We start from the raw sequence: 24,442 nt of genomic DNA, 5'->3' as shown, positions 1-24,442 counted from the left end.
CCGTTAGGTCGGCTTAGGAAAAATCGATGACAGGATACGAACTAATCGCCACTGAAAGGCAAAGGCAAATTGATGTGGAGAATTGGTCTGAAGTACATGATGACCAACACGGCTCAAAAGTATTAGAGTTGGCTGCATATTGTTATCGTGACGCCGCCAATACTGATAGTGTTCTACAAGATTGCTGGCCATGGTCTCCAATGTTGTGGAAGCCTAAAGATCGCAAACGCAACTTGGAACGAGCTGGAGCACTTTATCAAGCCGCAGCTGATGCGGCGGAAAGAGCTGGGTCTTATGACGAAAAGAGAAGACTGCTCGGTCAGGTCAATAGCTGTGCAATTTTACTCGACAGCATCATCCAGCATGATGGTAGCCAGAAATAACCCTCGCTCACTAACCTGCTACTCACAGCACCAATGAGCTCTACAGTAACATAATCTAAACGACACGCTGTTTAGATTATGTCAATGCACCATTTATACGTTTTACGAATGCCTACTCAACCAATTACTCAGGAGATAGGGTGAATACTAGTTTCTTTATTGATATGGCCGGTTATGGAATGTTGACAGCTTCCGCACTTGTTAGCCTTATTGGCATATTAGGGGGTATTACATGCTTAAGACAAAGAGAGTATATCGGCGCATTAAACTTTTTTACTGTGACGTTTATGTGCATAACGACGGGATTAATTTGGTCTACTGATGTCATTGACGATTTAATCTTGACCTTTATCAAGTGGTATTGAAAATTGTTATCCAGTTTTTGCACATGGTATCCAATTAAGTTTAACCAATTTGAACCCATTATCATCCCATGACAGAAAATACTCTCCAATCACGATACTTCCCATTATGATGATCTTTAGAAGCAAGAATGAAAGATAGAACCCACAGAGATAACCATTGAGTTAAAATGCAATCAAACGAAATTTAAGAGTTGAATTAACATGTTGAGCCAAAAGTTGACACAACCCTCCTCGAAAGGAGTTGAACGTAACCCTAAAAAGAGACTTATTGCAAAGCATACAGATGTCCCTGTTGGCATTACTCTTTCGTACTCTACCTTTGTAGACGGCGCCTACGTGTTTACTGACACTCCTGCTTTCACCAATCGCGGTAATCCTACAGGACGTTATGGTACCTGGCTTGGGCAGAAATTTATTGCAGTTCATTTTGGAAACAATAGGACGCAAAATGAAGCTTTACAGTCCATTCTCGCATATAAAGTGAATGAGATTTATCCACCTAAAGCTTACTACAACCCAAAGACAGCGGAACTTTTGAAATTTGACTCAGAGATTGAATATCAAAATTATTTAAATTCAATTAAGCCTAATTTCGTCGCAATCCACCTTTACTTAAGTAAGGGTGCAAGAGCGTATTCAAAATCAGGTCTTAGACTTGGGCACTTTACTGCACTCAATGGGAGTAGCCAGAATAAATACTATTTCGGCACTCAAAGAAACCCAAGAGAAGCTCTTATCAACTTGGTTAGCAAAGAGATGGAAGAATTTACAGACCATTCGATTCGCTATATTTTCGATTCCAAAGAATACGTTATCCATGAACCTGATCATCACAATATTGCTTTAATGGTAGCGCGTTTAACAAGCCTTGCAGTCGATAACCCGATGGTTGGTGTTTTTGTAAGAACGGGACAAGTCATTCAACCGTGGCCACCTGTAACACCATTTGAAAGAAACCAAGAAGGGTCTATTTATGGAGCAATCCGAGTAGAGGGTCGATCGAAGAGTGTTAGTGTCGATTTCGGGAAAGACTTATCTAAAGAGAGCGCACTTACAGAGTTCCTCGCTTACAAAAATGCAGGAGTTAGCCCTCCGATGGCCTACTACTGTCATAAAGAAAGTAAACTCATTTATTCCAGAGGTTCTGATAGGGCGAACAAAAAGGTTAAAGCTCCATCGTCTGAAGTGATGTCAATTCGTTTAGTTTCAGGAGTAAAATCGATTGAAACTAAAATGCATCTCACCTCTGACAACAAACCTATGGGCTACTTATATCTGAATAATAAACGATTCGGTTTCGGTAGGCGTCGCAACCTCAGTGGTGCATTTCAGAATTTAATGACTTTTGCGTTAGGTAAGAAAGTAAAGTACCTTGAATCAAAGATCGATGACCAGAGCTGTCGCTATTCCACATCAGATAAGCAGCAGCTCCAGATATTACTCCAAAGCCTAGTAGAACATCTAAAATCAGAATTAAAGCAACACAGACCTGATTTTATCTTTGAAGAAAGTGCCGCTTTGAACGCTATAAAAGTGGTCAATCAATCTAAAGAACGCCAGATCAAAAAGGTCCCTCAGCTCGAATTAAGAGTTGGAGCTTTACGTAACGGAAAGACGCAATATCACACCTTAAAAAACGACCCACTTGGCTCTGTTTTGATAATGAAAAAGCGTATAACTTTCGGTGCAAACCGAAGTTTGACCGCCGCATTAAACATAGCGATCAATACCGCAAGGAAAAAAGGTGAACTAACAATTGAATTCATGCAGAATGATAAAACGAAAAAGTTTGACATAAATAACTCAAGTCAGTGCATTCTGATGGTAAATCAATTGAAATCACAGTTGAAAAGTGAATTAGAATCGGTTTGCTAGATAAGCAATCCTAACTTGAAAGCATTGAGATAAAGAATTTATTAAATGAAAAAAAACATTACACTACTAGCTTTTATAGCTACTATTCTTGTTGGAATGTTACTGGATTTTCCAACCTACATTGTCGGTGGCATTGGCGCAGGTTTTTCATTGCGTTGGTTTACATTTATCACAAAAGAACTTATACCATCTTACCCACTACACAAAGGGATTGAAATAACAGGTTACAGCCTAATGCTAGTCGTTGCTGGTGGTGTTTTCGAAATAAAACCAGATGACTCATACCTCACAATCCTTTTAATGATGGGATCTGCGAGCATAGGTATTATATTTGCTGAACTACTCGATAAAAGTATGCAAACAAGCAAATCTTAACGATTTAAAAAGACTGAATTCAATAACCTGGGATTTGAACAAGATCTCCGAAAACCTACATCAACTTCTGATTAACCAGTTAGAAGGCTCCAACCTAATCAACTTAAAAGGTCTTATGAATTTTCTCTGTAGGCCTTTTCTTTAAGTTTCGGTTTGGGTCAATATTTCCCCAAAAAATCCTTCAAAATCTTTCTTTAATTCAACAAATATGATCTAATCAGATTCATACCTCAAGTCGGACCCTGGGAGTTCGAGCCGTTGCCGTGGCATAGTCAGTTGATATTCCTCAAGAGGTGGCTTTCTACTCATTAAAATTTGACTCGCATTTTCACATGCGTGGTCAGGCAACAACTACGGAATCGAAATATGCGAATACCTATCCTTAAAACAGATCTATCTGAAGCTTTTAACTCGGTTGCTAAGTACCTAGGCCGCCACTGGCCAGAAGGAAAACTTAAGCACAACCAAAGCAGAGAATTGCTATCGAAGCTCATGGGGTACAACGATACTCATGAGGTTTACGAAACAGCCGAACTAAACACTCTCCCGGACATGATCACTCTAGATTCAGTGGTCAAAGCAATGCTTGTTCGAAGCTTAAAATTCAGCAGCTCAAATCCCGTCCTCCTACATAAACTTCTTACAAAACTTCCTTATAAAAAGTTAGCTTTCTACACCTGTACGACGAACTACAAATTAGACCAATTGAAAGAGCAGGCCAAACGTTCGAATAAGGTATTGGTACTTGATGAGTTCCACTCACATATGAACTACACAAGCCCTAAAATATATTGTGACGTTTATGACCAAAACCTGATTCCTAAATACAGACAAGCAGTAAGAAGAACAAATGATGGCTATGAGGTTTTTGACCAATCCAGAGTCGAGACGTTATCAACTACGTTCGATAACTTGCCATCAGAGGTTTTGGAGGAGCAAGGCATTACCAATGAAGCAATCATAGCTAACTATATCGCACCCCATATCTGGTATAGCTTAGACCACCACATCGACAAAATGATGGTCAATCAAGAATGGGATCTGCCTCATTGCTATAATGTTTTCATCGCCTATACAAGTAAGAGTGCTGACACAGAGCCAGTCTACCTTATTGGTAAAGGGGTTTACGAAGCGGTGGTCCCACGCATCTACTCAACAGCGAATGATGTTTACCAAGGCATCGCAACGCTTCTAAAAGGTCAACCGATAGAACCGCAGTCAGATCGACTACCTACTCTTTACAACGTTCGTGCTTGCTTCAGCCCAAAACACAACGAGCACGATCATTTTCGAATTGGCTTTGAAATGGCTGAGGCAAATCAAGATCTCTACCAATTTACCTTGCATGGCCAAGCGCTCGTAAAAATAGAACCTGTTAGCGCATTTCCTGAAGGGTGGCAGGACGCGATTGATTACCAGCCAACTAAACCGAAATTGTTTCCAAACATGCTTGAGTACCTAAACGATGTCATACCTACATGTATCGCAGAACAATCGCTTCAGATATCGAGACAAGCACTCACTAAAGTTAATTCAAAGCTCATTAGATTGGATAAACTTTCACAGAGCCAATGGCAAATAATGACTAAGCATAAGGGCCGTGTATCAATAAACTATGAGTCGAAAGACATTGAACGACTACGTGATGAAGACTTTGAACGTGATGAATACAAACTCATCGGACAATCAGTAGAAAAACAATATCCTGAAATTGAAGGCGTATTCGATTCTGATGTACTAGGTGTTCTCTACATTTCAAGCGAGCAAGATCACCACACAATCTATTACTCAAGAGAGGATGGGGATGAACTGCCGATTTGTTACGAGAGAAACACTCGCTTCTTGGTGAGTTTATGTGCAGGCCTACTGACTGATGAAGTAAGCTACTTTGCTGATGACAAAGCTTACCAAGCGACTATCCACGTCTTAACTGCCTGGATATTCAACGTAGAATGGAATTTTAAGTATGAATGGAGCAAAGAAGCATTTGAACATCTATCTCGCAACATAAAAATCATCCGTAGAACCATCGCGATTCAAGAGAATATCGACAGGTTCATCAAGTCACTATTGATGCACGAAGGTACTCTTCAAGACCGCGATGAGCAATATACCTATCATTCAACAACATCTGAACCCAAGCGTAACTCTGACAATTATGTATTTACGAATTTCGCAAAGCGATTCAGAAAAACATCGATATTAACGCAGAATGCCGAACAATTACTGAATGACTCTAACAAGCCGAATGAGGACAAGGAAAGCAATGAGATTAAACGTTACTAGGTACAAGCTTTATCACTCAGTAGGTAAGCAAATTTTGGCCCAGTCATGGGTCTCACTTTGCACTACCACTTCCATGCCGCTAGCTCTTATTCTCGTTACGCCCGTTTCGCTTATCATTCACGGTGAAAACCACTGGGCAATTACAATAGAATTGGTAGCGGGCTCCTTTGCGCTGGGCTACGTTGTCGGTCTTCCTTTTTGGGGGAAAATCAAATATGAGCAGATGCTGAGTCAATTTGGCCAAAAGGAGTCACATAGATTTCTAAGATGGTTAATACGTGACAAATCGAACTCTTTTGCATTCTCATCAAACCGATTAAAGGCCAATTAAGGTAATAAAAACATGCCCCACAAGAGACTCGCTTACGACAACTTTTCTGAATCGCAGATAATCACGAAACTTGCGTGCATCAGCGCCAACCACAGAATAGAAGTGAGTCTGTTTGGGCAGGTGCCATTAAGAGACGAAATGCCTCACGGTGTCTTATATTGGTCAAACTGGGATGAAGGATTTCCTCTCTTAGACGCCTTAGTAATACTCCGCAGAGGACTCGGTAAGCAGGATATAGAAAACAGCCTATGGTCGTTAGTTTGCAAGCCTTTCAAGGACTACTTTAATGCCGAATACCAACACAAACTTCCCGTGGTCATTCAGGAGAGCGACTTTGATGGTTTATGCGGCTCAATACTAAATGAAAACACCATTACAATTGGCGATTACATTATAGAACCCATTGGGTCGGGTGAATTAACCAACGCTTACGGTGAAGAGAGATATGGAACCGTTTGGGGAATCTTCAATCTTGATTTCACTCTGGTAGAGAAGAAGCAAGATTGCGATGAATGGGAAATGGCAAATCAACTTTACTCAATGGTTAATGGTTCAGCTCCAAATTCAGATTGTTTTGGTGAAAATGCAGAGCAACTAGATTTGTGTACCTGGAGCATATATGACCCTCAATATGTCCCACTTCTAAAGCGCGCTGAAGCAGAGTTAGAACATTTTTAGATATCGCACTCTTAGAACTTGATCCATTAGACTAGTTCAACCTAAAATACTGTATGAACAAACAGTATATCGAGTAAGAGTGTGAACGTTATTCCTATCAAAGCAAGTGCCGGGCTAAATGGCTTTGAGTCACCAGCTGCAGAGTATCAGCAATTAAAGTTGAGCTTAGACGAAATTCTTGTAAGCAAACCATCATGTACATGGTTAGGAGTGGCAAGCGGAGATAGTATGGTCGGGTCGGGCATCTACGACGGCGACCTACTTATAATCGATAGATCAGAAGCCGTTGAAGAAGGTGATGTAATTGTATGCAACCTAAATGGTGAATTTGCAGTCAAACAAATTTCCATTAAAAACCGTCAGCTGATCTCAACAAACCCAAACGTGAAGCCAGTAAGCATCAGTGAGACAGATACTTTTTCTAATGAAGGTGTTGTCACTTATTCAATAAGAGTTCACAAAAAGAACAAACTACAAGGTAGCATAGGGTAATGACTTACGCTCTCATTGATGCCAACGCGATGTATGCAAGCTGCGAACAAATCTTTCGTCCAGACTGGCGCAATAAACCTATTGCCGTTTTGAGCAATAACGATGGCACCGTAGTGGCGTGCAACCGCCTAGCGAAAGAGGCCGGCACGAAGAAGTTTAAGCCATTGTTCGAACAGCCGGTACTACAAAGTGACGGTACCAAAGGCAGTAAAGGTGTTATTTTCCTGAGTTCAAATTACGAATTGTACGCTGACATTTCTGGTCGCTTCCATGAAACCGTAGGTCGCTTTGCTCCTGAGCAATACGTATATAGCATTGATGAAAGCTTCTTAAATTTTAAGTCATGCCGAAAAGCGATACCTGATCTACGTGACCATTGCTTAACGATGAGAAGGACTGTTTGGCGAGAGTGTCGATTGCCTGTTTCTGTTGGGGTGGGAGAGACCCTAACTTTAGCGAAAGTAGGGTCCCACTTTGCCAAGCAAACTGCAGATTGGAGCGGGGTGTGCGTTATAGAAACTGATAAGCAGCGTCGCGAACTATTATCCAAACTACCTGTTAATGAAGTTTGGAACATTGGTCGCAAGCTAACAACGCACTTGAAGCATATGGGTATTACTACCGCCTTACAGCTTGCTGACACCGATCCAGATAAGATGCGAAAAAGCTTTAGCGTAGAAATGGAACGAACGATACGCGAACTTAACGGACAAGTGGCAAGGTCATGGGACCACAATGAAGTCAGCAAGCAGCAAATCTTCTCTACACGCTCGATGGGTGAGCGAATTACAGACGTTGACTCATTACAACAAGCAATAGCTAAACACGCCTGTATTGCCTCACAGAAGGCGAGAGAGCAACGTTCAATTGCCGGTGTGATGATCGTCTTTGCTTCTACATCTGCTTATGACAAAGGTGAACAGTATTACCAAAAGTCTCTTATCAAATTCGAACATCCAACAGCCGATGCCGACAAAGTAACAGCAGCCGCTACGCAAGCAGCAAGACAAATATACAAACGCGGCATTCGCTTCTACAAGGTTGGGGTAGGTCTTATTGACTTGGTTTCATCAAAGTACGAGCAGCAGGATCTTTTCAATGTCAAACCAAACAACCACGCATTGATGACGGTCTTAGATGGAATAAACAGCCGCTATGGGCGAGACACACTGTTTCTCGGCGCACAGGGCATAGAACAGAAATGGGCGATGAAACGGAACAGGTTGACACCTCAATATACGACGCGGTGGGCAGACTTGCCTCGCTTGTCTTGCTAGCATTTATTAAAACTTGTGCATTGGAAGTTTGTAGATGAAGCTAAACAATTCGCAAAACAGGTTGTGCCTTTGTATTTGAAGGAGGCTATACCACCAGCGGATTGTGTTATCGTTTCTGCACTACATCAGCGAGATTAGACATACTTATGAACCAAAGGGGCAAGCATGACCAATAACAAACATTTTGATAAATCCTTATCTCGGACGGTTAAGGGGCTAGAATCTACAATACCCTATGCAATAGAGACCGGTTACCCGTCGATAAGCGTTGATATGTCACTAGAGGTCGCTCAAGAGGTAGTAAATACCGTAAGATCATATCAAACATTTGAAGCATATCTTACGCAAAGAATTGCGAAAATTGAAGCAGACAAGAAAGGTCAAACAACAGAAGTTAAGGCCGTTCTTAATGGGGTTCTTGTGGAGCTAGCTGAGCTTAAAGATAAACTGGGGGAAATAGATGGAGTACCGTCTTCGTGAATGCCCTAGATAGCAAAATCAAAACTAAAAAAACATGACTGAATATGGTATTGGCATTCCAAAAGAAGTAGTTAACGATGCGCTTAAAATGCTAAAAGCCGAAGAGAAATTTTCTTTAGCTATGCTAGAGCATCAGCTGATAAAACGTGGGATACCTCACTACGGCGGAACCGATGGCAAGAAAGGTTACGTAGCAAATAGAATAGATGATCGGATCATTCAGAAACTCAAAAGAGAAGGTCACATCAAATTATCAAATGAAAGGGTATGGCAGTGGTTCGCGAATGGGTAACACTCGCGCTGGTGGCTTGATTAGCAAATATCAAAGCTCTAAATCACAACACCCAAACACATTCGATACAATAATTTAGAGCCAGTTTGGCATCTGTTTCCCTACTTATCTGTTTACTAACGATACAGCGAACTGAGCTGCATCCGATTCTGAAAAGTTACCCAACTGAAAAGCCCCTGCATTACACTTGTCACAGTACCATCCATTTTGAGTTCTAAATGCTTTTGATGAAGGAACGTGACTCACTAGCTTGTGATACATTTCATCAGCTCCGCACTTGGGGCATGGTGGAGGCGTCCAGTCTGGTAAGTCCATTTTTCCCTTAACGTTTCGACGTTGTTAATTTCTCTAGATCATGGCTTGATACCATTACAGGTGATTTGATTTCACCACCTACTGAGGAAATAATCGTCAAATCCATATCGTGAGATAGAAACTGTGGATGCTTTTTATTTCTGGTAACGATTGTATGTTTGATAATGGAGCTAATTTTTGACTCTTTAAACATGCTCTTTTCCCTACTTAGCTTGTTAAGTCTGTTGTTGGCCTCGCACAGTTCTAACAAGGCTTAGAAGTGCAATGAAGGAAAAAAGTGGCAAACCAATTTTGTAACCTACCCAAGATTCTCCGAACTGTGCTCCCGAAAACCCACCTTGTTGCGCCACTACTCCAACTACAGCTAATAGGGCCGCAACCACAAAGATAGATAAATGTTTAAGTCTGTATTTCATGTACTTCCCCCCTGTTTCGCGTTACTTAGCTTCTTTTACGACAGCTTGTGCATGCAGACCCTTGCTGAAGCAAAGGCCACCTTGCAACTTCCAACCGTTGCGAAGCTTCTTGTTTACTTCGTGCTAAGGGCTTCTGCTGTCTTTTTCTCTAATACTTTGTATTCCATAAACTACCTATAGGATGAATTTCCCTTATAGCTCGTTTAACGTTGGAAGTAGGATAGGCAAGGCACATATAAATAGAACTGAACCCGCAGCCTCTAAGCCACCTAACAGCCCATAAAATAGCCCTGATACCGCAATAACAAACGGTGCAAAATATGGCACTTGCTTGTGAAACCATTTACTCAAAAAACGGACTTTAACCGCTAGGCTTCGCTTACTATTTATGACAGGCTTGAATGCCGTTCTTACTGAGGGTTTAAAGCACCATGTAAGCAAGCCCATACAAAGAAAAAGAAGCGCGTTAAATGGTTCAAATACTGATTTCATACTCCTTTCCCTCTACGCTTCGCTGTCTTGCTTTAGCATGACGTTAAACGATGTGTTTGCGGCAATTGATTCACCAATAGGTGCGTCTTTCAATTGTGAAATATCAGACTTAACAAACACGGCTTTAAGGTCAGATAGTAGCTGTGATTCGTTAACGATCATTGTTTCGTAACTACCCATAAACCACACCATAGTCACGCTCGATACGCCCTAAAACTTCCGCGTTCTTAGTTGGTTCACCATCAATGCAAACCTGTACGTTTTGACCATTTTTAATCATGATTTTCCCTCTTAAATTTGTTTTCCTGACAATTTGCCAAAACCACGGGGCAATTGGCATTTGTTAGGCTTTCTACGCAATTGCATGATCCACGATGTTCTGTAAGTGCCAACCGGATTAGCAGATGTTTCAAATAAGCCACGATCTAGGTCTGATACTGGTATTTTTTTAATCACGATTTTCCCCTAGCGTCTAAAACGAACGTTTTTAGCAAAATAGTTGGTGCAAGTTCCGCGAGGGGCTGTATCACTTTTGCTTAATTTCTTTAGCCATTCACCAAAAGGTAGCTGACCACTTGAGTAGAAAACGACTCCTTCCATTAGTTCAAAATCACCTTTAGGATCGAAAATGGTAGGTGCATTAAGGTTGACTCGGCTAACCTTTACGCATTCCTCATTAATGCGGGTTCGTGTCTCTTCCCACTTAGGCTCTTTTTCCTGAATTGGTAGTATTGCTCCAAACATCTATTTTCCCCCGTTAGCGGCTTACTGTTCTTATTCCGCCATGAACTAACTGTGATACCGCATCTTTTGTAAATCCATAAGGCAACAAAACCTCTCCGACTTCTTCGGGGGCTAGCGGTTTTTCCGTTACGAACGAAACACCTTCTTTCCTGCCACACAAAGCCCATTGAAGAAGTTTACTTTGCCAATCACCCACTATTAGTGCTTCAAGTAGCTTTTCTTTACCTTCGATCTGAATACCTAGCTTTCCGAGCTTGGAAAAGCACTCAATAATTAAGCCATTCTTTTGTTCCCAACCACCATTCACAAAGTGATTTTCGAATGCTGTGACAAGTTGAGGTTTTAACTCATCTTCCCAACGCTTTTTATCTCGCTCTTCCCAAGCAGTTTCTTTGGTAACAAGTAAACGTTCTGGCGTCATGCTAGAAAGTGTTTCTGTTAAGCTTATATAGTTAAGTGGCTTATCTAAACGCTGACACTCCTTCAGAACTTCGCCAACCAAACTATTTAGTTCTAGGCTAAAAGGATCTGTCTTTGGAAAGAGTTCGTCACCCAATTCTGATCGATATGTGTTTAGTAGTACGCTTGTTCCTGTCATTTATTACGCTCTCTATTTGTTTTTCTACTCAGTCTTTCAATCGTTGGAAAAAGTCCGAACCTGTAATTTATTTAAACAAAATTGCAGTACTGCAATCAGAGTTACATTCCCCCCATTAAAGAGTTTTAGGAATGTTGTTAGCATCCATGAACGCGCTAACCTTACTCACCAGTTGTTTTGCACTTGGCTCTGTTTCTAACGTGGTCAATAGTTCATTCACGTTTGAAATGCATTCGTAATCAACGGATACAACTTGCTTACCTGTACTAGCAATATGAGTATCACAAGCCGTCTGTAATTGAAGTTCAACTAGTGAATCAACCATCGACAAACCAAACTCTTTAGCCGCTGTTTCTGTCACTGTTGCGTTTGAACTCGATGCGGCTAACGTCAAACCCATTGTTATAATGTACTTTTTCATACCGCTCTATTTTCCCTTTCTTTATGCTTAACATATACACAAAATATAGTACGCATTGCGTACCATTGTGGCTACTTCAATAGCCTTTCTATTGCTGATTTTGCGAGGTCGGGCATAGTTCTGTAATCCTTTGAATCTTCAGGCATTCGATAGGTTTTAAGTGCCCTTGATTTAATGCCTGATTGCTTGGCTAGTTCGTCCCACGTAACGCCTAGTTTAGCTTTGGCATTGTTGAGGAATTCCTTTTGAGTCATTTATCTCTCACTTACTTAATAGGTACTCAATGCGTACTACTATAGCGTTAATATTGCCGCTTCTTCAAGTTGCGATGGTGTTATTTCGATATAAACAAGAGTCGTTTGAATCTCACTATGTCCGAGTGTACGAGCTATTGTTTCCAGTGGGACATTAGAGGCATTTAACTTGGACGCTAGCGATCTTCTTCCGCTAGGTGGTCTTGTTCTAGATCCATTTGGGGAAGCGGAACCGTGGCTGCCGCTTGCGAGGATACTAATAGAAGATGGTACAGCATTGAACCTGTATTAGAATATATCAAACAAAGCTTTATTCGTTTTAAGTCATTGGATGACGAAGTTTGGTTTAACCCTGTATTCTTGAAGGCCACGTAATCTAACAAAAATTTGATATACTTTTGAATCAACAAAAGTATCTACCAGAAACATATTAACCCATAATCAAAGGTAACTATGATAGATCTCCCAAAGGCTACTCTTAAAGACATTCGGAAGTCGCTATCTGCAAATGGTGACTTGTTTACTAAACAGCTCGCACCAGAAATGGAACTACTACAGATTGCAGCACCTGTGTTGTTAGCAAACCAAATTAGCGCACATTACCCAGAACTACTTCAGAAGCAAGAAATCACCGTTCTTATTGCCGGCGCTGCTTTCAATGAAACACTGAATGGAGGTCAGAGCTACAAGATTCTCAACACGTTGCTTGGAATTGACGGCATAAAGTGGAAGTTAATTTTCGTAGGTAATGAGTCAAAATCTCTCAGTCAGTCACTCGGTTACACGCTAAATCCGACGCTCGCAGAAAAGACAGAATTGATTACTGTGTTGGACGAATGCTTCCTCAAAGAAGCCATAGAAAAATATGGTATCCCAGAACTTATATGCCTAAATCATCCAGGCATGGAATCTCATTACGAGACTTGGCTAGATGAGGATGACACCATCCTAGAACTATTAAAACAGGGGCAACGAATAGTTGGAGCTTCATATTCAACTGATGAGGTAGACACAGACCGCTACCATCTTTCCGCATACGGAATTAACTTGGTTGGTGACGGCATTAACCAAGGTTACTTCAACGCACATTCAACCAAAATGGAAGATAGGCCGGAATTTGAGGGCTTTTTTAATGATGCAGCGAACAGGGCAGTAGACCAAGGACTTGCAGACTGGGGGCAGACACAATGGAAACTTGAACTTGGTACCGGGGTACGAGACCTGGAGAAGATAGAAGTAATTGATGTTCTTGGTATCCTTCATAAAACGATCAGTGATTACCTCATAGACAAGGGCACTATCCAGTATCCGTTCGAGGTGTTTGACCACATAAATAGACTTGAAGGTGGCAACAGAATAGTACGGATAGTAAGCAACTTCTCTGTAAATCTAGGAACTTGGGAGATCTTTGATGAAGAAAGTGGGAGTGTTATTATTGAAGATATTGAAATCGAAGTTGATGACTTCAATATCAAAGCCTCTGACCTATTCAGTACGTCTATGATAATGGCGAATGTGTTCATTAATTACATTCGAGACGAAATCCCTAATTTAAAAGGCTAACAATGTTCCAAGCACTTACTTATAGCTACGCGAAACTAGCTAAAACATGTCCCAACGTCCACAGAATCATTGTCGTCTTACTGATGGTTGTGGGGGTGATTTCAGTATACCAACTGATTAATGAACAACTCCTTTTTGCTATTCCTCTACTGATGATAATGCCAGCGATTCTCTTTATGGGAACGGCTTCCAAGTATAAGCACCGACACCTACCAGATTAAAAGGAGGCAATCATGATACCTAACAACGAACCAAGAACACTGTTTTCTCTATTACACAACGCAACACTATTTATATAGTTTTTCAACTTGGTATTTGTCATTACCACTGTTTATGAATTAGAACCATTGCAACATGCATTGCTCGGAAATTGGTTAGTTTACATGGTCTGCATTGCGAGCCCAGTAAATGCAAATGTAAAAGGGGCAATGAAGTATCTCGCTTTACTGCCTCTTACCTTTTTGGTTGGGATACAGTTCTTAATATTATAGAAAGCAGACGGAATCGAGATAAAGTATATTGAAACAGATTTTGTACAAAGCTTTATGGCGATAGGCTTACTGCTAGCATGTGCTTTCTTCGCGCATTTGCTTACAACACGAGTAGATAAAAATTTCCGCTTTTTTTCGGAAAGAATGTCCAAATAGCCAATTAGACACCACGGTTTGTCCTTTACAAATCGAAGTAACGAAACACCTATACCAGTCGATGATCGATCTGTTGAAGCGGCTCGCTAACTTGGTGAGCACGTCACCTTAACTAAATCATGGAAAGTATTGGGAGAAAGCTGGATCTCCTAAGTCGGTAACTTGCGCGTTTAGAATACTGGTTATAATACTCGAAAAGGAAATACAAACCTGGGCTGGTGCACAAAGTTGCCACCTAGTAAGGAATATTGGAGAAAGCACGATGAAACCATTCATTAAGCAAGTTGTAGATCCGGCTACAAACGCAAGCCTTTTTAGTAAGAAAAATCGCCCCAAGCGCACACCTAAGTCCTCTGGTGATAGAGTTGGTACTCGAACTGCCTATCGCATGAAACAGAAACGCGATTTACGAAAATCAGCTGACACCTAAATGATGAAAACGCATGGCTTCGATTATTAGACCAACACTGTGATAGGCTTGTAGAGCCGTTTAGTAGACACAGCAATAGATAAGAAAGAGGGAACTCGGTCCTACTATTAAAGTGGATTTCTAACACCTTATTAAAAAGCAATAATGGTGATCGGGACGAGTCGATCCGGTCCAGCGCCGACAGAGGGACAAAAATGTATGCTCAATGAACTAAAAAAATATCTATCAAAAGAAGGGGTTCTATCGTGCGCTCAAGATATGCAAAAAGTTACGCACAAGAATCAAACAGTTTCAATAAATGACGCTCTTACCATAATGCTTCATAAAGAACTGCCTCTATTAGTAATACAATTGTTCGCCTTTCTTTTTGGTATGGCTGTGCTTTATGCATTACCATTTTTACGTCAGATACCCGAATTAAGTGAGACTTTGATTAATTCGCCATACATCAGTCTATTAACTTATGTTGCAACTGCTTGTACAGTTCTGGTGACTCTAGGGATAGTTTATCGATTAAAACTTATTACTTATGTTCGTTCGCAGAACGTCGTTATAGAAAAAACACTTATTGATCATCGGTAGGAAAGTTCGAGGAAACAGCAACGATCTTACACGCAGATGCTCAATCAGAAGGTGGGCCTAGTCTTGAAATTAAGGTTAACCCCCTTAATAACAAAATAATGTTGCTCGGAACGTGGCGTTCGGGTCACGCGCTGACAATGGGATATTTATGAAGCTAATCAGGCTACTAATTGCTATTTTGTCTTTACCATTACTTTCTTTATTTTTGATACCGTGGGTTTTCTACCTGAAAACAAGGTACTTTTGTAGTGATACATCAATCAATGAAAGATTGAAGCTAAGCGGTGAACTGATAGCAAAATATTACAAGCGATTTGTTAGTTGGTCATGTTAAAAAGAGCTAAAAGTGCGTAGTAGTTAACAAGACTACTGCATTTAAAACCGGTTAGTGTTGAGTATCTAATATTTAAGTGCAGTTAGTAATGAACGATTCCTATGGTAAGGTATCGTTCATTACTAACTAACCGACATTGTTGGAATTTTTGTTATGAAATTCAAGTTTTGCTCTTGGATAAAGCGCATTTTATCAACGGACGAAGTCCAGGTTATAGATCCTGTGTTACACCAGTTTGATGGGCTCGACTTCCGTGTTCATTCGATATCTAGTGAACCATACAATTTGGTTGACCCTTCCATGCACACTACGACCTGCAATGGTTATTCTCTTGACTCAAAAATACTTCGTTGTTCCTTTGAATTGATTCAAATACAAGGTTCAATATTAAGAGTAAATCATTTTGCTGTACAAGGAGATTGGATAGGAGACGGTAGGGCTGAAGTGTGTTTAAGGGCATTTGCCCAACTGATCGCAGAACAAGCACCCCACATAAACACAATCCAGTTCAGTCTTTATAAGGTTCGTATTAGGCAAAAGGTTTCTCAGATTATTGAACAAAAATTAGAAGAGAAAGCTAAAAGTTTGAAGGGTCAACTGCCAGATGACCAAATCAAACTTGCGACTAAGGAACTGAAAACTCAGCTGGAGGATGCTCAGGCCATAAAACTCGCAGGTGCGCGAAAGAGTTTTCTTACGACTTTGGGGGCAGAAACTGTACACCAAACGCCCCAAATCCGTAACGGGATTGGTGACCTCAACATTACAGTTTCAGGGAATTGGCCAAAGGAAAAATGGAAGCTGACCGAACATCCTTAGTAATGGAATCCCATCTGAAATATTGGCCGCTTTATTCTTGACAGTTTGTTTGTATCAAATTTACGACACAAGCTACAAATTACGTATCGGAAATTACAGGTTCACTGTAGAAAAGTGAACTAAAATGGCTTATCAAGATAATCAAATCGAAGGAATAAATATGTTTGGTCTACTAGACAGATTCAAGACAAAACCAGCAACCACAGATGAGTTAATTCAAGCGTGGATAGATAACCCAGTAGAGTGCCTACAAGGCCAGTTTGACCATAAAATGGAGTGGGATACCTGTTATGGTCTAGCGCCAATGGAAGGCCTTCCAGATACCCACGGGTACAGTATGTTCCCTGATCTGAAAGTTACAATAAAAGTTCGTAAAACAGAAGTAGATATAGGCTGGGTTGAAAGAATCAGTATGTACTCAGGTGGCACAGTACGAGTTCGACACTTTGCTCTTGACCCACGTTTATCTGGTCAAAACTATGGTGGCATTCTCTTGAAAAGTATCATTGATCTGCTTAAGGCAAACAATGCTATCAAGATTGAATTTCACGAAACGCACATCACCAAGCTTGAGCACTATCGCAAATTATTTACAAAGTATCAGATTGAAGAAATCTCCAAAGGTGTTTGGTGTGTAAATCTTTACGAAGACGGCAAAATACCTCAGCAAGTACAGGATTTTCAAGCTTCACTACTCAAAGAATAAAACCAACAGGACAACTCAACTTCTGTTTATTGGACTTCTAACCATGTCAGTGCGATAGGGGCCTTACAAGTGGAAGGTAAATCATTTCAAGGCCATGCATTTGGTAGAACTCTATCAGTTCAAAGCCGGTAAACAGACAGAAAATCTTCGCCAGCAACACTAACGGACTATCAAGCTAATTCTCAATGACAGCCCCTTACAATCAGGACTAATGCTTCCCAAACCCTATAAACTCAACAGAGGGGCTGTAGGTCGACCACAGCGAAAGATTCTCCCAGTCAATGCACAGTTCAAGTATTTGATGACCGCTACACGCTAGCACTTTCAAACTCGCGAATCATACCTATTCGATTAATGAATTGAGCACCGCAGCATTAAGAGGAGCAATCAGATTTTAGGTTATATTGACCCGCTGGAACGAAAGACTCTTTAAAAGCTATTTTTCTTTTTGAGTTGTTGAGCATTACTTCATACAACAATGACATGGGTATTCGAGACTGAATATAATAAGGAAGATTGTTATATTCACAATTGATCAAGTCCTGATATATAGATCTCTCAACCACTGGTTCATGCGCTGTAAGTCGAGAAGCTACACTTAAAAAGCTTTCGAAATCCCCTTCTTTAATTCGTGTAGAAGGTAGTAGCAAATCATAAAATTCGCGCTCTGCGCTATCCCTCACACCATTATAATTCTCATCTATTCCTTCAACCGTTCTCGAGTCAATTGACCCATTAGGTCTTTGCGGCTTCAGAACACCAAACTTGATTAAAGGTAGTGCACCTTCAGTACTGTTTGGCTGCTGCTTTGTATGTAGATCGACCTCCATACGCTTAACTGATGCATGAGAAAAGCTGCACACTACTAATGATGAAATTATCAGTGATTTTAATGAGTTACGCATTATTTTGCTAGTTACCTTTTATTGATATCGGCATTAATAAAGTAAATGAATTATCCAAAGCATCTTAACGCATACGCTACTAATTTAATACCAACAATGTGGCGTCACACTGTAACGCTTTTGTATCAAATACGTGCATTGAAAGACTGTCTTCCGCCTTAGTTGGTAGGGTGATTTGCTGCATTTCTAGAGATAAACAGGCAAGTCACAGTGTCACGTAGTTGTATGGTGATAACTCACTTAAAATGAACTCAAAAAACTTTTCAAATACTCTCTCCGAATAGGCTCCTAGGAAGGATATTTAAAGAAGGATGCTTAATGCCGCCCATAAAATTGAGTCAACATTTGTTTCTTCAAGTGAAATCCCACAGAAACCATACTTTCACAGCATCATTGATTTGAGAAATTTAACCAACATAGGGCACTTACGTGGCTCGACGCAAAACAGCAGCTTGCCGATTTTGACATATTCCCTTTTAAAACAATAATTTGACCGTAATGAGCGAGCTTTATTGTCTCAAATGCTTTTACGGGCAAACTTTAGCGTCTAACCACAAAGCTAACGTGAGCAACCCATAATGATAATTAATCCCAACAAGAACAAACTTTCATTTGTTCGTTTTGATAACTTCTATCATTTAGAGAGATCCTAGTTAAGAGTCATTGAATAGTGGGGCAGGTAGCCAGTTTTAACGGTAAAACTGAATAACCCAATTCCTAGCTGGGGGTGGCTGTAAATTGACTGATCGCTTATGTGAGTTTTTGCGATGAACAACACAGGAACGTTGTAAAAATTCTCCTGTTACGGTGTCACACAGTTAGTTTTGCTTTTACTGCCCAACCAAACAATAAACTGTATTTAACACAATGCCGTGACAAGGTAACTTATGTGACACTGTATTTTTTTGATTTTGTATGATTGAGGGTGGCAACTTCGTTGCCAATTCAAGCCATCACTGATCGTTAGTACCGGTAAGTTGAATAAAAAAAATTGAAGTACACTGATAAAACATTAACAAATGAAGCGAGTTAGCCAATGTATGAGCCAAAACTAGAATTGAAACCAATGGAATGTTTGATGATGTATATCATTGAGAACTGTGACCCAAATATGTGGCAGCTGCTTCAGTTTGATGAAGACGACAACGCAGACTGTTGGGGCCATAGAATTAACACTAAGGAAGACATCCAAAAATTCTTATCTTCCCGGTTACTTAAATTCGATCATATTGCAGAACACGAAATGGAATATGGGTTAGCTGTCTTTATAGTTTGTACGCAGATAGGAGAATACGAAGGGTATGGCGGAGAAACGTTCATCCTTACATTTGACTATGAGTTACAAACGTTCAAGGTTGTGTTTGACGAACAAATGCATTTAAGCACTTGGCTCTTTGATGAAATTGAAAATGTCGCTATGTGCTTTGATGAAGAGGTAACAAGTGATCGTAGTCGTTACCCTAAATTCCTAAAATGACAGTCAGGCCCTCACTGAGTCGACTCAATGAGGGCTTAAGCCTATAGACGCCTCGTATACTTACCAACCGCTTTAAGAGCTTCAATGAACACGTCTTCATTATATATTGGCGATTCTTGATTCATTAAGTAGTCACGACTCGATGAAAGTTCATCAAATAGCCTTTGTCCCAATAACGTGACTTCGGGTAATGCCAAAATTTCTTCCATTTGAGTCATTCCGATCTTGTTCTTAATACTTATATTCATGTGTGGCCAGAACATTCCAAGCGCTAGAGTACTACTGGTGAACTTGTAATTAGTCATCCTTGGCACATAAGGCAGGTACCCAACAATGGAGACCTGATCACCATGCTCATAAAATGCTGAAATCATCCCGTGTGAACCTGAAGGTATGGCCAGTTGCGTTGGATTTTGAGGATTGAGAGGTATTTGCTTAGCCATATTCGTATCGGTGGTGATTTGGACTAAATCTCGACCTACACCGCTCGGGGTATCTAGATATACATCAACATCTGACATTGGCTCATAGTCGATATATTGTGGCATAGAAGTGTATTCATCCGACTTAATCACAACTCGTCCTTTCATAAAGTCATTGCTTAACAAGAACGCTGCTCTTTCTGAGCCTAAACCAGAGTTATCCACATCAATACGTTGGTTTGACTCAGTGACCAATGTAAATGGTTGGTCTAGGTTCTGCCCAAGAACCGTTACGACATTTTCTTCATTCACTATCGATGTTACCGCGAACTCACTAGTGCCAATAAAATTCATACGTCTAGCATCAGTTTCTTCTAACTCACTAACTAAACGTAACAATGCAACGTCAGAACGATACCCGGGAGCGCAAATGAAGGTGAACCTACTATTATCTTTATCAGCAACGGTCTCGATTACTGCAACATTATCACCACTGATAGATTGCGCAGCTACTTCTGTAAACCCTGATAACGGTGCCGATGTAGTGATCGTGATTTCTTCGCGATCAACGCATTGCGAGGTATTTAGACCTGATTTCTCGCCCTCTATTTTTGATATGTTGACTTGTACTGTAGCGTTAACCGCTCCATTAATCCCCAATAAGATAAAACAAAAGGGAAGGGCATATAATTTCATTGTGATAGATACTTTATAATCAAGGGAAAATATACTTGAACAACTTTAGCATTCATAAAGATCATCAAGTTCGGTAGGTTATCCAAAACTATAATTCCATATACTTAAGTGATTCAAAGCATTTTTATCAAAAACTGGCCATATGTGAGCTAAGCCAAAATTCAGATGCAAACTACCTAAGATTTTTAAACAATTATTGTTCATGGGATGAACAGCATAGCGAACAGGCCCACACAATAGAATGTTAAAAAGGTGGTTAAACTGAGTAAAAAGGATTTTTGTCACTTCCTGGACGGCCGCAGATCCGACAAATAGCAAACTTATTGCGTTGAGTGTTTCACTATTGAGTTTTCAATATGGAAGGCCTTGAGAATGTGGTCAGAGCTACTTTGTAAATGATATCTTATACGTCATTTAACCACTAGATTAAGATCGTTCGCAAAACCTAGTGGTTATGGGATGAGACTATTGGTTACATGCATCTTTCAGCGATTTTCCAGCGGCGAACGACGGAACTTTCGCTGCTGAAATTTGAATTTCTTCACCAGTCTTCGGGTTACGACCGGTACGAGCGGAGCGCTTATTTACTTTAAAAGTACCAAAACCAACCAACTGAACCGAATTACCTGAAACTAGCGTGGAGGTAACACCTTCCATTACAGCTTCTATAGCAATCTTAGCTTGAGCTTTAGTGAGGTCTGATTTTTCTGCAACAAAGTCGATCAATTGAGTTTTATTCATAATTAGGTCCATGAGGATTTGATTTGGTGAGAAGATTAGTTTAGCGATAATCTTATGAATTTGCACTTGTTTTAAGATGAACTCAAGCAATACGTCAATATGTTTTGGTTTAAGATCTCAATTCACCCTAGATGAAGTTGGTGAATTGAACTCTCCAATCAGGCCTTCGAATCATAACGTACAGTCAATTAAGTAAAAACGAACAAAAGTGCGAATCATATTCGATGTCCGTACAACCAACGTTGCTCTTGCATACTATAAATTATATGATAGATAAAAATTTATATTCAGCCGAGTGTGTATAAATTACTTCTTAATCTCGCGTGGGCTCTATACCTATGCCACAAATCCCTAATATCTCTTTGTAGATGGTTTAGTAAAGTCATTCGAAGATTTTGCTAAACCCCTCTTTTTTCTACTTACTAGATTACAGCCACCAGCAGCATTAGCCATACGCTACATGCTAAAAGTATCTGCACGCCATCTCAACGTGAAGAAGAACCGAGAATAACCATGCCTTACGGCAAAAAACCAAACCCTGATGGGCTTCTCAAGCCTTTCTTGCGTAGCTCTATTGGAACAATCTGTATTACCGGAGCTACTAACATGAACAATTTATTCGCAACTACCCAACCAACAGACAGAGTGACACAACAACACCGTTGTACTATCTTCGATGTAACATCTTTCGGTTATACTCATTCTGAGAAAAAGTCGTCTGATAAACCCACGGAATCATACAACTTACTGTAGTGAAGCTTTATCTTTAACGCGCAAAGAATTAATGGGCGCTTGTCTTAGCAACAGCATTATTTCTTTGTCGAACAAGCTGAATCGTAAACATATGATTTAGTTAGCAGTATTTTTAAAAGTACGCCCACAAGGCAATTAACTTATCGAACGATCGTGGTTAACTCACTGTGAACAACGATACTTGATCGAGTTACGAACCAATGTTGAACGGATTTACTTTGGTCAAACACCTCGAGAATACTTAGCTTTCTAAGTTCATCAAACTATTAACTTTCCAACCTAAACTAACCCATTGAGGGGCTACTAACCTCTATGGTGTAGCTCTTAACTTTTATCTTTCTGGAGCTACATATGAACACTCAAAACCCACAAATCAACCTAACAACATACGTGGATCAATACTGGTCGCTTGAAATGAACCTTGCTGTGCCTAATTCACAAGAGCAATTTGCCCTATTTGTTGAATGCAGTAGTACAGCAAAGCTAATTGGCCTGCGAGATGTAAACACAATTGAAATGCTACCTTGTACATGGATGAAACTCCAAACTGAATGGGATGAAACCCGCTTCTTACATAAGTCCGATGCAAAATATGGTTCATTTCCTATTGCTGGAAGAAACTCTCGATACGCTGTATATGTTGATTTTGATATTGATAGTGGTGAACTTCTAGAGATTCGATACAACTTAACAGAGAATACACCTCGCTCTATTCGCATCCACAAGAACCATGCTAAGGCTACTTCTGCCCTAAACAAAAATTGTATAGAGTCGGTTCCCCGTGAACTAGAAGTTAAGTTGAAGGAGCGCTTTGCCGAAGACAGAGTTAACCCAGAATTGCGTAAGGATCACATTGTAATAAGCAATGACTACGAGTTGATTTCGATAGATCACTATTTAGAACTGTGTTTAGACCATTCAGTCGGCTTCTTAAACGGTGATTTACCAACGACTTTCCAGTCATATTTCGAAATGCACACTCAAAGAATGTTAAACGAACTGCAACTTGGAAGTGTACATCAATTATTACTGAAGCCTGCAATTTGGGATGAACTGCTATTTAGATTTAACCTACGGTTTAAGTCTGGTGCGGTTCTATCGAATACAGAGCTTGTAGAATACGTTAGTCAGTACATCACCCTAGATTCTGAAACGAAAGCCTATGAAGTATCTGTGATTGAACTTTATGAGCAAGCTGAGGACCCTGATCACAGTAGAATACACCTTACGGAACTATCCCGTGAACAATTCAATAAACTTGAAGGATCACAAGTTGGTAAACAAAACTGGATTACTTATTGTGGTGTAACGATTGAACAAGCATTAACAATCTGCATGACAAATGGCACTCTCGGTGGGGAATACCAAATCACGAAAATAGGTCCTTTTGATGCTCAAACACTTAACTTGCTATCTCGAGGCTTATACCAGTTCGAGAACAAGGGCCACCTTGCTCGTATCAACGGCCATGAACTTCCAATTGAAGTAGTAGAAATGAACAATAAGTTCTTTATAGGTACTACGTCACAAGGTGAGCTTATGTCCCGCGAGTCGCTACACTACTACCCAACTGAGATCACAGCCAAGTTCGTTCTTGCAACCCATACTTGGACTCAGAGGGAATTTGGACAAAAACCGATTTGTAGTGAAGAGGCTAGCAATGAAGCATCTGGTCACCTAGCTGAACTGTTACAATTCGAACCAATTACATCAAAACCAAAGAATTAAATACAAAATACTATATCCATGGCTCTAGTGATGATCTGGTTTACGCTCGCAATGCTGACAATACTGACGAATATAAGGAACTTTGCCTTTGCGGAAATCCTGGTACAGTCAATATTTTAAATACTGCAGGCGAAATCGAACTGATCTTTAAAGCCGGATTTGGTTTTAGCCCTAATTGGGCCATAGAACCTCACAAAGACACAACTGATCATGCTTTGAACAAATTCAAAGTCCAATTAGTTGATGAAACTACATTCAAACCAAACGACTACTCTCAAACTTTTGAAGTTATACTCCCAATCGGTTATACACTTGAACTAACCGAAATTGAGTATGATGATTATTTTGCTGATCGTCGTGATACTAATGAGCTAAAGCTCATACAACAACTATCTTTAAAACCATCATCAATTGAAGGTCAACAAGATCGCTAACCAACTAACCTCGATGCTTACTAGCGTCGAGGTTTTTTTATATAAAAAAATCATATTTAACCCTTTACCGATTGAAATTTAATGAATTTCAGTCAACACAATTGTTTGATACAATCACATGGCCAAATTAG

The 24,442-nt window shown here is 40.2% G+C and carries 29 protein-coding genes; 17 read left to right on the top strand and 12 right to left on the bottom strand.

Annotated features, from left to right (window positions below; genetic code table 11):
- The first annotated feature begins 26 nt into the window (after positions 1-26).
- The 9 genes from OH460_RS08025 (at position 27) to OH460_RS07985 (ending at position 8,834) form a co-directional block, all read left to right on the top strand.
- The gene (locus OH460_RS08025; protein WP_269996444.1) at positions 27-383 is read left to right on the top strand and encodes a hypothetical protein; all 357 of its coding nucleotides are present in this window, start codon (positions 27-29) and stop codon (positions 381-383) included.
- 566 nt (positions 384-949) lie between these two features.
- Entirely contained in the window at positions 950-2,623 is a 1,674-nt protein-coding gene (locus OH460_RS08020) for a hypothetical protein (protein WP_269996442.1), read from the top strand.
- Between the two features lie 45 nt (positions 2,624-2,668).
- Positions 2,669-2,998: a hypothetical protein gene (locus OH460_RS08015; RefSeq protein WP_269996441.1), complete on the top strand. Its 330-nt coding sequence runs from the start codon at positions 2,669-2,671 to the stop codon at positions 2,996-2,998.
- A gap of 366 nt (positions 2,999-3,364) precedes the next feature.
- The gene (locus OH460_RS08010) at positions 3,365-5,284 is read left to right on the top strand and encodes a hypothetical protein (protein ID WP_269996439.1); all 1,920 of its coding nucleotides are present in this window, start codon (positions 3,365-3,367) and stop codon (positions 5,282-5,284) included.
- Positions 5,285-5,753: 469 nt separating this feature from the next.
- The gene (locus OH460_RS08005) at positions 5,754-6,293 is read left to right on the top strand and encodes a hypothetical protein (protein WP_269996437.1); all 540 of its coding nucleotides are present in this window, start codon (positions 5,754-5,756) and stop codon (positions 6,291-6,293) included.
- 81 nt (positions 6,294-6,374) lie between these two features.
- Positions 6,375-6,785, top strand: coding sequence for a S24 family peptidase (locus OH460_RS08000; RefSeq protein ID WP_269996435.1), 411 nt, complete (start codon positions 6,375-6,377; stop codon positions 6,783-6,785).
- Positions 6,785-8,062, top strand: coding sequence for a Y-family DNA polymerase (locus tag OH460_RS07995; protein WP_269996433.1), 1,278 nt, complete (start codon positions 6,785-6,787; stop codon positions 8,060-8,062). The genes OH460_RS08000 and OH460_RS07995 overlap by 1 nt, the downstream gene beginning before the upstream one ends.
- A gap of 165 nt (positions 8,063-8,227) precedes the next feature.
- On the top strand, positions 8,228-8,542 hold the full coding sequence (locus tag OH460_RS07990; protein ID WP_269996431.1) for a hypothetical protein: 315 nt from the start codon (positions 8,228-8,230) through the stop codon (positions 8,540-8,542).
- Positions 8,543-8,576: 34 nt separating this feature from the next.
- The gene (locus OH460_RS07985; protein ID WP_269996429.1) at positions 8,577-8,834 is read left to right on the top strand and encodes a hypothetical protein; all 258 of its coding nucleotides are present in this window, start codon (positions 8,577-8,579) and stop codon (positions 8,832-8,834) included.
- A 105-nt stretch (positions 8,835-8,939) separates the two neighbouring features.
- Here the strand turns inward: OH460_RS07985 and OH460_RS07980 are convergent, their stop codons facing one another.
- The 9 genes from OH460_RS07980 to OH460_RS27420 all read right to left on the bottom strand — a co-directional run bounded on the left by OH460_RS07980 (position 8,940) and on the right by OH460_RS27420 (position 12,329).
- Positions 8,940-9,095, bottom strand: a complete 156-nt coding sequence (locus tag OH460_RS07980; RefSeq protein WP_269996427.1) for a hypothetical protein — start codon at positions 9,093-9,095, stop codon at positions 8,940-8,942.
- 269 nt (positions 9,096-9,364) lie between these two features.
- Positions 9,365-9,565 carry a hypothetical protein gene (locus tag OH460_RS07975; protein ID WP_269996425.1) on the bottom strand — a complete coding sequence of 67 codons (201 nt, stop codon included), beginning with the start codon at positions 9,563-9,565 and terminating at the stop codon, positions 9,365-9,367.
- A 192-nt stretch (positions 9,566-9,757) separates the two neighbouring features.
- A complete protein-coding gene (locus OH460_RS07970) occupies positions 9,758-10,057 on the bottom strand; it encodes a hypothetical protein (protein WP_269996423.1) in 300 nt (99 codons plus the stop codon).
- A gap of 12 nt (positions 10,058-10,069) precedes the next feature.
- Entirely contained in the window at positions 10,070-10,237 is a 168-nt protein-coding gene (locus tag OH460_RS07965; RefSeq protein ID WP_269996421.1) for a hypothetical protein, read from the bottom strand.
- Between the two features lie 285 nt (positions 10,238-10,522).
- The gene (locus OH460_RS07960; protein WP_269996420.1) at positions 10,523-10,801 is read right to left on the bottom strand and encodes a hypothetical protein; all 279 of its coding nucleotides are present in this window, start codon (positions 10,799-10,801) and stop codon (positions 10,523-10,525) included.
- A 13-nt stretch (positions 10,802-10,814) separates the two neighbouring features.
- Positions 10,815-11,399 carry a hypothetical protein gene (locus tag OH460_RS07955; RefSeq protein ID WP_269996418.1) on the bottom strand — a complete coding sequence of 195 codons (585 nt, stop codon included), beginning with the start codon at positions 11,397-11,399 and terminating at the stop codon, positions 10,815-10,817.
- A 115-nt stretch (positions 11,400-11,514) separates the two neighbouring features.
- Positions 11,515-11,820, bottom strand: a complete 306-nt coding sequence (locus tag OH460_RS07950) for a hypothetical protein (protein ID WP_269996417.1) — start codon at positions 11,818-11,820, stop codon at positions 11,515-11,517.
- A gap of 71 nt (positions 11,821-11,891) precedes the next feature.
- Positions 11,892-12,074 carry a hypothetical protein gene (locus OH460_RS07945; RefSeq protein ID WP_269996416.1) on the bottom strand — a complete coding sequence of 61 codons (183 nt, stop codon included), beginning with the start codon at positions 12,072-12,074 and terminating at the stop codon, positions 11,892-11,894.
- 39 nt (positions 12,075-12,113) lie between these two features.
- Positions 12,114-12,329 carry a tyrosine-type recombinase/integrase gene (locus tag OH460_RS27420; protein ID WP_443088679.1) on the bottom strand — a complete coding sequence of 72 codons (216 nt, stop codon included), beginning with the start codon at positions 12,327-12,329 and terminating at the stop codon, positions 12,114-12,116.
- 198 nt (positions 12,330-12,527) lie between these two features.
- On the opposite strand from OH460_RS27420, the gene OH460_RS07940 reads away from it, so the two are divergent.
- From OH460_RS07940 to OH460_RS07925, 4 genes are all read left to right on the top strand, one after another.
- A complete protein-coding gene (locus OH460_RS07940; protein WP_269996415.1) occupies positions 12,528-13,637 on the top strand; it encodes a hypothetical protein in 1,110 nt (369 codons plus the stop codon).
- 1,275 nt (positions 13,638-14,912) lie between these two features.
- The gene (locus OH460_RS07935; protein WP_269996414.1) at positions 14,913-15,296 is read left to right on the top strand and encodes a hypothetical protein; all 384 of its coding nucleotides are present in this window, start codon (positions 14,913-14,915) and stop codon (positions 15,294-15,296) included.
- Between the two features lie 487 nt (positions 15,297-15,783).
- Positions 15,784-16,449 (top strand): hypothetical protein, encoded by a 666-nt coding sequence (locus OH460_RS07930; RefSeq protein WP_269996413.1) that lies wholly within the window; start codon positions 15,784-15,786, stop codon positions 16,447-16,449.
- A gap of 160 nt (positions 16,450-16,609) precedes the next feature.
- Positions 16,610-17,155: a hypothetical protein gene (locus OH460_RS07925; protein WP_269996411.1), complete on the top strand. Its 546-nt coding sequence runs from the start codon at positions 16,610-16,612 to the stop codon at positions 17,153-17,155.
- A 374-nt stretch (positions 17,156-17,529) separates the two neighbouring features.
- Here OH460_RS07925 and OH460_RS07920 read toward each other — a convergent pair whose 3' ends face one another.
- Positions 17,530-18,060 (bottom strand): hypothetical protein, encoded by a 531-nt coding sequence (locus tag OH460_RS07920; RefSeq protein WP_269996409.1) that lies wholly within the window; start codon positions 18,058-18,060, stop codon positions 17,530-17,532.
- 1,078 nt (positions 18,061-19,138) lie between these two features.
- Between OH460_RS07920 and OH460_RS07915 the strand changes: the two genes are divergently transcribed.
- A complete protein-coding gene (locus OH460_RS07915) occupies positions 19,139-19,537 on the top strand; it encodes a hypothetical protein (protein WP_269996407.1) in 399 nt (132 codons plus the stop codon).
- A 41-nt stretch (positions 19,538-19,578) separates the two neighbouring features.
- Here OH460_RS07915 and OH460_RS07910 read toward each other — a convergent pair whose 3' ends face one another.
- Entirely contained in the window at positions 19,579-20,619 is a 1,041-nt protein-coding gene (locus tag OH460_RS07910) for a hypothetical protein (RefSeq protein ID WP_269996405.1), read from the bottom strand.
- A 501-nt stretch (positions 20,620-21,120) separates the two neighbouring features.
- On the bottom strand, positions 21,121-21,396 hold the full coding sequence (locus OH460_RS07905) for an HU family DNA-binding protein (RefSeq protein WP_269996403.1): 276 nt from the start codon (positions 21,394-21,396) through the stop codon (positions 21,121-21,123).
- A gap of 606 nt (positions 21,397-22,002) precedes the next feature.
- Here OH460_RS07905 and OH460_RS07900 point away from each other — a divergent pair.
- The 3 genes from OH460_RS07900 to OH460_RS07890 all read left to right on the top strand — a co-directional run bounded on the left by OH460_RS07900 (position 22,003) and on the right by OH460_RS07890 (position 24,311).
- Positions 22,003-22,149, top strand: a complete 147-nt coding sequence (locus tag OH460_RS07900; protein ID WP_269996401.1) for a hypothetical protein — start codon at positions 22,003-22,005, stop codon at positions 22,147-22,149.
- A gap of 351 nt (positions 22,150-22,500) precedes the next feature.
- Positions 22,501-23,877 carry a hypothetical protein gene (locus OH460_RS07895; RefSeq protein WP_269996399.1) on the top strand — a complete coding sequence of 459 codons (1,377 nt, stop codon included), beginning with the start codon at positions 22,501-22,503 and terminating at the stop codon, positions 23,875-23,877.
- 215 nt (positions 23,878-24,092) lie between these two features.
- Positions 24,093-24,311 carry a hypothetical protein gene (locus OH460_RS07890; protein WP_269996397.1) on the top strand — a complete coding sequence of 73 codons (219 nt, stop codon included), beginning with the start codon at positions 24,093-24,095 and terminating at the stop codon, positions 24,309-24,311.
- Positions 24,312-24,442: the final 131 nt, after the last annotated feature.

Source organism: Vibrio sp. Makdt, from assembly GCF_027587015.1.
In the GTDB taxonomy this organism is placed as follows: Bacteria; Pseudomonadota; Gammaproteobacteria; order Enterobacterales; family Vibrionaceae; genus Vibrio; species Vibrio chagasii_B.
The sequence above is the reverse complement of the archived record's forward strand: the minus strand, read 5'-3'. Positions and strand labels throughout refer to the sequence as shown.